11 protein-coding genes and 1 pseudogene are annotated in these 11,491 nt (G+C 59.2%); 7 read left to right on the top strand and 5 right to left on the bottom strand.

Annotated elements, in window-relative coordinates:
- The first annotated feature begins 91 nt into the window (after nt 1-91).
- From PFAS1_RS19510 to PFAS1_RS19480, 7 genes and pseudogenes are all read left to right on the top strand, one after another.
- Nucleotides 92-1,006: an urea transporter gene (locus PFAS1_RS19510; RefSeq protein WP_076030194.1), complete on the top strand. Its 915-nt coding sequence runs from the start codon at nt 92-94 to the stop codon at nt 1,004-1,006.
- Nucleotides 1,007-1,027: 21 nt separating this feature from the next.
- Nucleotides 1,028-1,852, top strand: coding sequence for an ion transporter (locus tag PFAS1_RS19505; protein WP_076030193.1), 825 nt, complete (start codon nt 1,028-1,030; stop codon nt 1,850-1,852).
- 112 nt (nt 1,853-1,964) lie between these two features.
- Entirely contained in the window at nt 1,965-2,963 is a 999-nt protein-coding gene (locus tag PFAS1_RS19500; protein WP_076030192.1) for a sulfate ABC transporter substrate-binding protein, read from the top strand.
- Nucleotides 2,964-3,275: 312 nt separating this feature from the next.
- Nucleotides 3,276-4,481, top strand: coding sequence for an MFS transporter (locus PFAS1_RS19495; RefSeq protein ID WP_076030191.1), 1,206 nt, complete (start codon nt 3,276-3,278; stop codon nt 4,479-4,481).
- A 343-nt stretch (nt 4,482-4,824) separates the two neighbouring features.
- A complete protein-coding gene (locus PFAS1_RS19490) occupies nt 4,825-5,712 on the top strand; it encodes a LysR family transcriptional regulator (RefSeq protein WP_076030190.1) in 888 nt (295 codons plus the stop codon).
- A gap of 84 nt (nt 5,713-5,796) precedes the next feature.
- Nucleotides 5,797-6,264, top strand: a complete 468-nt coding sequence (locus PFAS1_RS19485) for a helix-turn-helix domain-containing protein (RefSeq protein WP_076030189.1) — start codon at nt 5,797-5,799, stop codon at nt 6,262-6,264.
- Nucleotides 6,261-6,835 (top strand): annotated as a pseudogene (locus tag PFAS1_RS19480) (PIN domain-containing protein). The gene PFAS1_RS19485 and the pseudogene PFAS1_RS19480 overlap by 4 nt, the downstream one beginning before the upstream one ends.
- A gap of 56 nt (nt 6,836-6,891) precedes the next feature.
- Here the strand turns inward: PFAS1_RS19480 and PFAS1_RS19475 are convergent.
- Genes PFAS1_RS19475 through PFAS1_RS19455 form a run of 5 tightly spaced genes read right to left on the bottom strand, consistent with a single transcriptional unit; the run spans nt 6,892 to nt 11,491 of the window.
- Nucleotides 6,892-7,290, bottom strand: coding sequence for a hypothetical protein (locus PFAS1_RS19475; RefSeq protein ID WP_076030187.1), 399 nt, complete (start codon nt 7,288-7,290; stop codon nt 6,892-6,894).
- Nucleotides 7,291-7,304: 14 nt separating this feature from the next.
- Nucleotides 7,305-8,507 (bottom strand): c-type cytochrome biogenesis protein CcmI, encoded by a 1,203-nt coding sequence (gene ccmI, locus PFAS1_RS19470; RefSeq protein ID WP_076030186.1) that lies wholly within the window; start codon nt 8,505-8,507, stop codon nt 7,305-7,307.
- Nucleotides 8,500-8,973, bottom strand: a complete 474-nt coding sequence (locus PFAS1_RS19465; RefSeq protein ID WP_076030185.1) for a cytochrome c-type biogenesis protein — start codon at nt 8,971-8,973, stop codon at nt 8,500-8,502. The genes ccmI and PFAS1_RS19465 overlap by 8 nt, the downstream gene beginning before the upstream one ends.
- Nucleotides 8,970-9,506: a DsbE family thiol:disulfide interchange protein gene (locus PFAS1_RS19460; protein ID WP_074874602.1), complete on the bottom strand. Its 537-nt coding sequence runs from the start codon at nt 9,504-9,506 to the stop codon at nt 8,970-8,972. The genes PFAS1_RS19465 and PFAS1_RS19460 overlap by 4 nt, the downstream gene beginning before the upstream one ends.
- Complete coding sequence (locus PFAS1_RS19455) at nt 9,503-11,491, bottom strand: heme lyase CcmF/NrfE family subunit (RefSeq protein ID WP_076030184.1); 1,989 nt, start codon at nt 11,489-11,491, stop codon at nt 9,503-9,505. Before PFAS1_RS19455 ends, PFAS1_RS19460 begins: the two co-directional genes overlap by 4 nt.

Here is an 11,491-nt window from a genome sequence, read left to right as displayed (position 1 = left end):
TTGGGGCCGCTTCGCGACCCAGCGGGAGCAAGCTCCCTCGCCACAGAATTTGTGCAAGACCTTGGATTTTCCTCTGCCGCTAGACTTCATCATGCCTGCCAACCACTTCAACACCCACTGCCCCGACTGGGCCACTGCCCTGCTCAACGGTTTCAGTCAGATCTTCCTCCAGCGCCATCCGCTGTGCGGTCTGCTGTGCCTGTTGGCCATTCTGTTCACCGCGCCCGCCCTGCTCGGCGGTGCATTGCTGGGCGGTGTCGCCGGGTTGCTCACCGCGCAACGACGCGGCTATGCCAAGGCCGATCGACAGGCCGGGCTCTTCAGTTACAACGGTGTTTTGCTCGGTTTGCTGCTGAGCCTCTACTTTCCCTGGTCCGCGGTGTTACCGCCGCTGATCATCGCCGCGGGCGGCCTGAGCGCGATGGTCACTCAACAGTGGCTCAAACGCGTGCGGATCAGCCAATACCTGCCTGCCTATACGGCACCTTTCGTGGGCCTGGGCTGGTTGTTGCTGTGCTTCGCCACGCCCTCGACAACTGCGCACGTGATCGAAATCAATACGCTGAACATGCTCGCCGCACCACTGAAAGGCCTCGGCCAGGTGATGTTCCTCGGTCATCCACTGGCCGGTGCGATGATTGCCACCGGTTTGCTGATCGCTGATCGCCGCGCATTCTGCTGGGCGTTTTTGGCGTCTGTCGCCGGCATGGGCTGGAGCATGCTGACTCACGACTTCTACACCGCATTGATCGGCCTCGGTGGCTATAACGCCGTACTCGCCGCCCTCGCTTTCAGCTCGCAGTGCCAGAAGCCTTGGCTGCCGCTGGCCGGTATAGCCTCAGCGCTGTTGCTGACGCCGGTGTTTGCCGCCATCGGTCTGCCAACGCTGACCGCGCCGTTCATCCTTTCCTGCTGGCTGATCCGCACGGTGGTTCAAATGCTCGGCAAGCCCCCTGTCACCCGTGCGCCTTGCACTCTGGAGGAGAATCAACCTAGGCTTCGCTGATCATCGGTTCAGGCGGTATCCATGGACAGCAACAGAAACTGGCGTGAAGAGCTTTACGTCATGATTTTCCAGAGCGACACAGTGGCTGGGCGGCGCTTCGACGGCATCCTGCTGTTGATCATTCTCGCCAGCATTGTGATCGTGATGCTCGACAGCATCGACGCGGTTCACCAGAACTACGCCGACCTGCTGGCGTACATCGAGTGGGGCTTCACGGTCATCTTCGCCATCGAATACGGCCTGCGACTGTATTGTTCGCCCAAGCCACTGCGCTACGCATTCAGCTTCTATGGACTGGTGGATTTGCTGGCGATCGTGCCCGGCATTCTTGCGCTGTATTACGCCGATGCCCAGTACCTGCTGATTATCCGGATCATTCGGATGCTGCGGATTTTCCGCGTGCTCAAGCTCAGCCCGTACCTCAAGCAAGCCAACTATCTGTTGTCCGCATTGCGCGGCAGCAAGCAGAAGATCGTGGTGTTTCTGCTCAGCGTCTGCACCCTGGTGACGGTGTTCGGTACGCTGATGTACGTGATCGAAGGTCCGGAGCACGGCTTCACCAGCATTCCCAAAGGCATCTATTGGGCTATCGTCACGCTGACCACCGTAGGCTTCGGCGACATCGTGCCGAAAACGCCGCTGGGCCAGGTGATTTCGTCGCTGGTGATGATCACCGGTTACTCGATCATCGCCGTGCCGACGGGAATTTTCACCGCCGAACTGGCCAACGCGATGCGCGGCGAACAACTGCAACATGACTGCCCGGTGTGCAAGAAAAACAACCACGAACATGGGGCGGCGTTCTGCTCCCGATGCGGGAATGCGTTGTTTAAGAAAACGGAATAAGCAAAGCACTTTTTAATCTTTAAAGGACTATGCGAGCCCCGTTATAGTCGCTGGCAAATTGCCTCTTTTAAATAAAAACCTTGAACACTCTTTATAAAACAAGGACTGCGCAGTGAAAAAACTCTTTGGCGCCTCACTTCTTGCTGCTGGCCTGGCTTTGTCCAGCGTGGCCCAGGCCGCACCGACCCTGCTTAACGTTTCCTACGACGTAATGCGCGACTTCTACAAGGACTACAACGCTGCCTTTCAGAAACACTGGCAAGCCGAGCACAACGAAAACATCACCCTGCAGATGTCCTTCGGCGGCTCCAGCAAACAGGCGCGTTCAGTGATCGATGGTCTGCCGGCTGACGTCATCACCATGAATATGGCCACCGACATCAACGCCCTGGCGGACAACGGCAAACTGGTCCCGGATAACTGGGTCACACGCCTGCCGAACAACAGCGCGCCATTCACCTCGGCTACCGTGTTCATCGTCCGCAAAGGCAACCCGAAAGCCCTGAAAGACTGGCCTGACCTGCTCAAGGACGGCGTGCAGGTGATCGTGCCAAACCCGAAAACTTCGGGTAACGGCCGCTACACCTACCTCTCGGCCTGGGGTTATGTGCTGAAAAACGGTGGTGACGAAAGCAAAGCCAAAGACTTCGTCGGCAAGCTGTTCAAACAAGCGCCAGTGCTCGACACCGGTGGCCGCGCCGCCACGACGACCTTCATGACCAACCAGCTGGGTGACGTGCTGGTGACCTTCGAAAACGAAGCGGAAATGATTGCCCGTGAATTTGGTCGTGATCAGTTCGAAGTCATCTACCCAAGCGTCTCCGCCGAAGCCGAGCCGCCCGTGTCGGTGGTCGACAAAACCGTCGACAAGAAAGGCACTCGCGCAGCTGCCGAGGAATATTTGAAGTACCTGTGGTCGCCGCAAGGCCAGGAGATTGCTGCGGCGAACTATCTGCGCCCGCGTGATCCGGCGGTGCTGGCCAAATACACCGATCGTTTCCCGAAAGTGGATTTCCTGTCGGTGGAGAAGACCTTTGGTGACTGGCGAACGGTGCAGAAGACTCACTTCAATGATGGCGGGGTTTTTGATCAGATCTACAGCGGCCAGTAACTGCTGAAGCCAATGAAAAAGGCGTCCTGGGAAGGGCGCCTTTTTTGTGGGCGAACTGTGGGAGTTAGCCTGCTCGCGATGACATTAATCCATTCGATAAATGTGTTGCCTGACACGCCGCTATCGCGAGCAGGCTCACTCCCACAGGGTTTGCGCCAAGCAGTTACATCGGCGGCAAACGTCACGAACTTGCAGCACTTCCTCTGTCGCTCATTCCGCAACGGAATAATTGCTATCACTCCAAACCCTCTTCCGCCGTACCCGTCAGCCCTTTAGCCTGCGCGCATTCCCTTTTGCTCAGCGAGACCCGTTATGAATCCAGCCAACCCAGTGCCCCACGGCACCGCGACAATGACCCGAGGCATGGTGCTGTTGTTTGCCTTCTGCTGCGGCGCCATCGTTGCCAACATCTACTACGCCCAACCGATCATTGGCCTGATCACGCCGGACATCGGTCTGACCAGCACCATGGCCAGCCTGATCGTTTCGTTGACTCAGATCGGTTACGCATTGGGTCTGTTCTTCCTGGTGCCGCTGGGTGATTTGCTGGAAAACCGCCGCTTGATGATCATCACCACCGTAGTGGCAATTGCCAGTCTGTTGGGTGCAGCGTTCACCGATCAGCCAAACGTGTTTTTGCTGATCTCGCTGCTGGTGGGGTTCAGTTCGGTGTCGGTGCAGATCCTGATTCCACTGGCTGCACATTTAGCCCCGGAAGAATCTCGGGGCCGTGTGGTCGGCGGGATCATGGGCGGTTTGCTGTTGGGGATTCTGTTGGCGCGACCGGTGTCGAGCGTGGTGGCCGACCATTTTGGCTGGCGTGCGATGTTTGTGATTGCAGCGGTATTGATGGCGGCGATCAGCCTGGTATTGGCGCTGACGATTCCCAAGCGTCAGCCTGATCACAGCGCTTCTTATGGTCAGTTGCTGGGGTCTTTGTGGACCCTGTTGCGGCAACAACCGGTGTTGCGCCAGCGGGCGTTTTACCAGGGCTGCATGTTCGCCAGCTTCAGCCTGTTCTGGACCGCTGTGCCACTGGAACTGGCGCGCAATCATGGCTTGTCGCAAACCCAGATCGCGATCTTCGCCCTGGTCGGGGCCATCGGCGCCATCGCCGCCCCCATTGCCGGTCGATTGGCTGATGCCGGCCACACCCGCATCGCCTCACTGCTGGCCCTGCTGTTCGCCAGCCTGAGTTTTCTGCCCGCCTTCATCCATCCGGTCTACAGCGTCATTGGCCTCGCGGTCACCGGCGTGGTGCTCGACTTCTGCGTGCAGATGAACATGGTCCTCGGCCAACGCGCGGTCTACGCCCTCGACGCCAAAAGCCGCAGCCGCCTGAATGCGCTGTACATGACCAGCATTTTCATCGGTGGCGCATTTGGTTCTTCGGTGGCCAGTGCGGTGTATGAACACGGCGGCTGGTTGTGGATCGTGATTGTGGGTAGCGCTTTTCCGTTGTTGGCGTTGATTCGGTTTTTGAGTGTTTCGCAAAAGCGTTCGTTGGCGACGGCGTAATCATTAAAAGCATCACGGGCAAGCCACGCTCCCAGAGGAATCAGGATCTCACCTGATCCGTTACGCCGAGGTCAACCCGGATTACACTCAGCGTCCTGAGCCTGGCGCGATGCTGGATGCGATTCGCGGCTGAACCGATCAAATGCCGCCTGAGCCGCGGCATGTTCTTTCAAGGAGTGTGTAATGACCCGACGTACCTTCCACCCAAATCCCCTGTGGGAGCGAGCCTGCTCGCGATGAACGATGACGCAGTTTTACTGATAACCCGCAGCGCCTTCATCGCGAGCAGGCTCACTCCCACACTGAATCTCCGACAATGTTCAGAATTGTAGAAGGACTTCGGATGGACCGTCTCGCCGCAATGGAAACCTTCGTCTACGTGGTGGAAACCGGCTCGTTTTCCGCCGCCGCCCGGCGCTTGAATATCGGCCAGCCCGCCGTCTCGAAAGCCATCGCGCAGTTGGAGGCGCGCCTCGCGGTCAGGCTGCTGTTGCGCTCGACCCGTGGCCTGACACCCACCGAAGCTGGCCTGGCCTTTTTCGAACGGTCCAAGCGCGCCATCGAAGAAGCAAACGAGGCCGACAATGCCGCTCGCGGTGCCGCCAGCGGCCTGACCGGCAGCCTGCGCATCTGCGCCGCCGTGACCTTCGGCCGGCTGCACATCGTTCCGCACTTGGGGCCATTTCTCGATCAGAACCCGGGCCTGAACATAGATTTGATGCTGGACGATCGCAACGTCAATCTGGTGGAAGAAGGCGTCGACATCGCCTTGCGCATGGGCGATTTGAGCGACTCCGGCCTCACCGCCCGCAAGATCGCCGAGTGTCGGCGCGTGGTGCTGGGCACGCCCGCCTATTTCGAAAAACACGGCGAGCCCACCTGCCCTGCCGATCTGAGTAAACACCAAGCAGTCATCTACACCTTGGGCGGTGGTGCCCATTGGCAGTTGCGCAAGGCGTTGGAAGAACAAGCAGTGATCATCAACGGCCGAATCAGCGTCAACGCCGCCGAAGGTCTGCGTGCAGCCGTGCTCGCCCATCAAGGGCTGACCATGGCATCCGAATGGATGTTTGCCCCGGAACTGGCCAACGGCGCGGTAAGGGAGGTAATGAAGGATTGGACGTTGCCGAATCAGGACCTTTCGGCGGTGTTTCCCACGGGCAGAATGGCCAGCGCAAAGGCTCGGGCGTTTGTGGAGTATGTGCAGGGGTTGCTGACGAAAGAGACCTGATGTTTCGATTATTTCGTTTATTGCGATTTTCGATTAATTCGAATAGCCTGCCAGCTTCGATTATTCAGAATATTGGAAACTGCCATGTCGCCTGTCGTACACCCGTCGATCACCTTGCCTATGGAGCACGAAGTACAAGCTGCCATCGAGGGGCAACGCGCCTTGGCGGCTTATCTTGCAACTCAATTCGAAACTCAGCACATCCAGATTTTCGACGAGCAGAATGAAGCTCACACTGTCGAATTGCCCACCTCAGCCCTCAGGTTGCTGGTCGACATTCTGGCTGAGCTAGCAGCGGGCAACGCCGTCAAAGTGGTCCCGGTTCACGCCGAATTGACCACCCAGGAAGCCGCCGACCTGCTAAACGTCTCACGCCCGCACCTGATCAAACTGCTGGAATCTGGCGATTTGTCCTACCACAAAACCGGCAAGCACCGACGTGTGCGCTTTGCCGATTTGATGGACTATAAAAACCGGCGCGACAATGCCAGCGAGCAAGCAATGACGCTTCTCGCCGAGCAGGCACAAGCGTTAAGGACAGGATACGAGTGAGGCAATCCTCTTTTACCGCTGTATATGATGCATGTGTGTTGTACCCCGCGCCCTTGAGAGATTTTCTGATGTGGCTCGCGCTCTCCGGGCGTTTCAGAGCGAAATGGTCCTGGAGATACACAACGAATGGAAACGCAATCTGCTGAGAAATCGTCCGGATCTGACCGTTGAGCAACTGGATCGCACATCCGGGCTGATGGATCAGGCCTTACCCGACGCTTGTGTAACGGGTTACGAAGACCTGGTCGAAGGGTTGAAGCTGCCAGACATCGATGATCGACATGTACTGGCAGCCGCCATTCGCTGTAACGCCAGCGTCATCGTCACGTTCAATCAGAAAGACTTCCCCAGCGAAGCATTGGGCCCTTTCGGTATCGAGGCTCAGCATCCTGACGAGTTCGTCGACAACCTCTTCAACCTTGATCCTTCAGCAGTGGTCACTGCGGCGCAACGCCAACGCAAGCAATTGAAAATGCCACCGATGAATGTCAGCAGCTATCTTGATCTTCTATTGCGCCAAGGCCTGGTTCAGTCGAGCAAGGCATTGACCAAGTACCGCGCCATTCTCTAAACGACTATCACAGATTCCAAAAAACAAAACGGCGATCCAAGGATCGCCGTTTCTGTTTACTGCCCGAATTGTCGTCCCAACCCGCCCGGCACGCCCTGGATGTCGGTCTCTTCCCATGGCCCGTTCGGGCTGATCGACCGGCTCCAGCCGTTATTCCAGCGGTAATACGTGCGCTGGCGGTAGAAGGTGTTGGTCTGATCATCGAGAACGTACACGCCGAGCTTGGCGTCCCAATGGCTGTTGCCACCCGGTGGCGGCGCGAAGCTGGCGGAGGTGCGTGGCAGCGGTTTGGCGGGCTTGGCCGGAATGTTCGGTTTGCTCGGAGTCGGGGACGGAGTCGGGCGTGGCTGCGACGGTGGGATCGGTGGCAGCCGTTCAGGCTGCTGTGGCTGGACCACGCAAGCGCTTAACCCCAAAACCATACTGAGCAGGGAGATACGAGCGATGGTGGTCATAGTGGCGATTCCTGTCATTTGTCCGGGCTGTCGATGGTCAGTGTTTGCTGCGCTGTGGTGCTGCTCGCCAGAGGCTGGCTGCGACCGATCCATTCACCGGCAGTGGGTTGGCCGGCGCGGGAGATGCGCGCAACCAGTTGGACTTCAGGGAAGTTCGACAGTTTCAACTGCGGCATCATTGCATCGGCGTCGCCCAGCTCGACGGTCGCCGGCAAGTCGGCCACGGTCAAGCGCTTGACGGCCAATGGCGCAGGAGGCCCTGCGGTGGCGCGGGCGAAGATGAAGACGCTGTCGCCCGGCTGAACCTTGGCTTTCAGCTCGGGGGCCAGGTCCACTCGCACCTTGAGCACTGCCGCCACCTTGGCAGCCGGCGCCTGGGCTACCTTGCCGCCGCTGGCTTCGAGTTTCTCGGTGGCCCGAGTGATGCCGCCTTGCAGCGCGGCGCGGGAACCGTCCTCCGGCGGCAGTTGCACCAGCAGGCGATTCCAATAGTCGATGGCGTCCTGATAACGCTGGCTTTCAAAGGCAGCGATACCGAGCAAGCCAAGGCTGGTGACTTCTTTCGGATCGGCTTTGAGCGCTTCGTCGGTCAGGGCCTGGACCTTGTCCGACCACTTCTTGCCGTCTGCGAAGTACTGGGCCTGCGCCCATTGACCCAACAGCTCCGGCTGACGACCGGCCAGGCTCACCGTGCGTTCGAAGATCTTCGCAGCATCGCCAGGGCGATCCTGAGCCATGTACGTGCGACCGAGGAAATACAGGCCTTCAGCCGAATCCGGCTGAGCCGCGACCGCACGCTCCAGGCGACGGGTCATCTCTTCCATCGACTGCGGCGCCTGGGAGAATTCACGGGTCAGTTCGACCTTGTCGCTCGCACCAAAATGCAGATACAGGCCAAGACCCAGCACCGGCACCAGAATCGCCGCCAGCAAGGGCCATGGTTTGCCCAGGCGGGACACCCGAGGCGCCTCGACGCCTTCAGTGTCGGCGAGCAATTCACGGGCAGCTTCGGCGCGACCGGTGTCCATTTGCGTGGCGTCGAGAACGCCCTCTTCCTGCTGAGTCTGCAACTCAGCCACACGCTCCTGATACAGCGCGACGTTCAGCGCCGTACGATCCTCTTCAAGCTGGGCGCGACGACCACGCAGAACGGGAATCAGCAGAAAACTCAGGGCAACCAGAAGCAGCAGACCTGCAGCGAGCCAGAAATCAATCATTCTTGGTTTTATCCAACAGGTGGTCGAGGCGCTCACGCTCCTCGGCAGAGAGCTCATCCTTGGTGTCAACGCGTTGCACGCGACGACGACGGACGATCACGGCGATGATCACAAAACCGCCCAGCAGCAGGCCGGCAGGGCCGAACCAGAGCACAGCAGTCTTGGCGTTCAGAGCAGGCTTGTAACGGACGAAATCACCGTAGCGGTCAACCATGAAATCGATGATCTGCTGGTTGTCCTTGCCCTCGCCGAGCATGCGAAAAATCTCTTTGCGCAGATCGGCGGCGATCGGTGCGTTGGAATCGGCAATGTCCTGATTCTGGCACTTGGGGCAACGCAGCTCTTTGGTCAGCTCGCGAAAACGCTCGCGATCACCTTCTTTGGCGAACTCGTAGGTGTCGATGGCCGCGTGCGCCACGCCGGCCATGCTCAAGCCCAATACCGCGGCGGCTATCCAGCGCTTCATGGCTTGGCCTCATCAACCAGCGCCTGATACTTGGCCGCCAGTTTTTCACGCCAGACCTGTTCGTCGATCACGCCAACGAACTTGTCGCGGATGATGCCCTTGGCGTCGATGAAGAAAGTTTCCGGAGCGCCGTAAACGCCGAGGTTCAAACCCAAAGTGCCTTCATCGTCACGGATGTCCAACTGGTACGGATTGTGGAATTCCGCCAGCCACTTCAAGGCGTCAGCGTTGATGTCCTTGTAGTTGATGCCGTAGATCACCACGCCTTTCTCGGCCAGTTTGTTCAGCACCGGATGCTCGACCCGACAGGAAATGCACCAGGTGCCCCAGACGTTAACTAACGCTGGTTTACCCAGAATATCGTCCCTGGTCAGGGTTTTGTCGCCCTGCACCGCCGGCAGGGAAAACTCCGGGAACGGTTTGTTGATCATCGCCGAAGGCAACTCGGCCGGGTTCAGGAACAGACCGCGATAAAGGAAAACAGCCACCAGCAGGAAAATCGCCAGGGGCAACAGCATCAACCAACGTCTCATGCCGTGGCTCCCGTCATGCCCAGCGCTTCACGCACACGGCTATTCACCTTGACCCGGTAACGGCGATCCAATGCCGCGAGCAACCCGCCCAAACCGGTGAGCAGACCACCGAACCAGATCCAGCGCACGAACGGTTTAACGTGAACGCGCACAGCCCAGGCGCCATCGCCCAACGGCTCGCCGAGTGCAACGTAGAGGTCGCGGGTGAAACCGGCGTCGATCCCGGCTTCGGTCATCACCGAGTTCTGCACGGTGTAGAGGCGTTTTTCCGGGTGTAGCACGCTGATTTCCTTGCCGTTGCGGATCACCCGAACGGTGCCTTTGTCGGAGGTGAAGTTCGGGCCTTCGAAATGCTTGGCGCCTTCGAATACGAACTGGTAACCGCCCAGGTCCATGGACTCACCCGGCGCCAGACGCAGGTCGCGCTCGGCACTGTTCTGGCTCGACAGCACGACGCCGAGGGCGCACACGGCGATGCCGATGTGGGCGACCTGCATGCCCCAATAACTGCGGGTCAAGGTCGGCAAGCCTTTGATCAGGCCTTTGTGGCGAGTCTTGTCGAAGATGTCACGCACACCGGCCAGCAATACCCAGGCAGCGAGCATGAAGGTCGCAATCACCGCCCAGTTGAAATCGCCATAAGCGACACCGGCTACCACGGCCAGCGCGGCGCTGCCGAGCAACACCGGGGTCAGCATGCTCATCAGCCATTTGACCGGGGTGTCTTTCCAGCGCACCAACATGCCCACCGCCATCACCATCATCAGCAAGGCCATCAACGGAATGAACAGTGCGTTGAAGTACGGCGGGCCGACCGACAGCTTGGCGCCCGTCATTGCATCGAGGATCAGCGGATACAACGTGCCCAGCAGGATCATCGAGGCCGCCACCACCAGCACCAGGTTGTTACCCAGCAGCAGGGTTTCCCGGGACCAGAGGTTGAAGCCAACGTGGCTCTTCACCACGGGAGCGCGCAGGGCAAACAACGTCAGCGAACCACCGACCACAAACAGCAGGAAGATCAGGATGAACACGCCGCGCTCGGGGTCGGACGCAAAGGCGTGAACCGAGGTCAGCACGCCGGAACGCACCAGGAAGGTCCCCAGCAGGCTCAACGAGAAGGCAGCGATGGCCAGCAACACGGTCCAGCTCTTGAACACGCCACGTTTTTCCGTGACCGCCAACGAGTGAATCAGCGCCGTACCCACAAGCCATGGCATGAAGGAGGCGTTTTCCACCGGGTCCCAGAACCACCAGCCGCCCCAGCCGAGTTCGTAGTACGCCCACCATGAACCGAGAGTGATACCGATACCGAGGAAGGCCCAGGCGACAATGGTCCACGGACGGGACCAGCGAGCCCATGCCGCATCAAGCCGACCGCCCAGCAGTGCAGCGATGGCGAAAGCGAAGGCCACGGAGAAACCGACATAACCCATGTACAGCATCGGCGGGTGAACGATCAGGCCGATGTCTTGCAGCAGTGGGTTGAGATCGCGACCGTCCGTGGGAATCTGCGGCAGGATGCGGGCGAAAGGGTTCGAGGTGAGGATCAGGAACAGCAGGAAACCGGTGCTGATCATGCCCATCACCGCCAGCACGCGCGCCAGCATCACTTGCGGCAACTGCCGGGAGAACACCGACACCGCGAAGGTCCAGCCGCCGAGGATCAACGCCCACAGCAGCAACGATCCTTCGTGCGCGCCCCACACAGCGCTGAACTTGTAGTACCACGGCAAGGCGCTGTTGGAGTTGCTGGCAACGTAGGCGACGGAGAAATCGTCGGCCATGAAGGCGTAGGTCAGGCAACCGAAGGCGAACAACAGAAACGCGAATTGCCCCCAGGCGGCCGGCTGGGCCAGGCTCATCCACAAGCGGTCACCACGCCAGGCACCGAACAACGGCACCACGGCCTGAACCAGCGCGAAACACAGCGCCAGAATCATGGCCAGGTGGCCGAGTTCAGGAATAAACAGTCCGGACATCAT

Source organism: Pseudomonas frederiksbergensis (assembly GCF_001952935.1).
Lineage (GTDB): Bacteria > Pseudomonadota > Gammaproteobacteria > Pseudomonadales > Pseudomonadaceae > Aquipseudomonas > Aquipseudomonas frederiksbergensis.
Note: the sequence above shows the minus strand (reverse complement) of the source record. Positions and strands in the feature narration are given on the sequence as shown.

Excerpts from the sequence above, each read along its gene's own strand:
- PFAS1_RS19460 (WP_074874602.1), bottom strand. The coding sequence starts at position 9,506 with ATGAGACGTTGGTTGATGCTGTTGCCCCTGGCGATTTTCCTGCTGGTG.
- PFAS1_RS19465 (WP_076030185.1), bottom strand. The coding sequence starts at position 8,973 with ATGAAGCGCTGGATAGCCGCCGCGGTATTGGGCTTGAGCATGGCCGGC.
- PFAS1_RS19505 (WP_076030193.1), top strand. The coding sequence starts at position 1,028 with ATGGACAGCAACAGAAACTGGCGTGAAGAGCTTTACGTCATGATTTTC.
- PFAS1_RS19495 (WP_076030191.1), top strand. The coding sequence starts at position 3,276 with ATGAATCCAGCCAACCCAGTGCCCCACGGCACCGCGACAATGACCCGA.
- PFAS1_RS19510 (WP_076030194.1), top strand. The coding sequence starts at position 92 with ATGCCTGCCAACCACTTCAACACCCACTGCCCCGACTGGGCCACTGCC.
- PFAS1_RS19455 (WP_076030184.1), bottom strand. The coding sequence starts at position 11,491 with ATGATGTCCGGACTGTTTATTCCTGAACTCGGCCACCTGGCCATGATT.
- PFAS1_RS19490 (WP_076030190.1), top strand. The coding sequence starts at position 4,825 with ATGGACCGTCTCGCCGCAATGGAAACCTTCGTCTACGTGGTGGAAACC.
- ccmI (WP_076030186.1), bottom strand. The coding sequence starts at position 8,507 with ATGATTGATTTCTGGCTCGCTGCAGGTCTGCTGCTTCTGGTTGCCCTG.
- PFAS1_RS19485 (WP_076030189.1), top strand. The coding sequence starts at position 5,797 with ATGTCGCCTGTCGTACACCCGTCGATCACCTTGCCTATGGAGCACGAA.
- PFAS1_RS19475 (WP_076030187.1), bottom strand. The coding sequence starts at position 7,290 with ATGACCACCATCGCTCGTATCTCCCTGCTCAGTATGGTTTTGGGGTTA.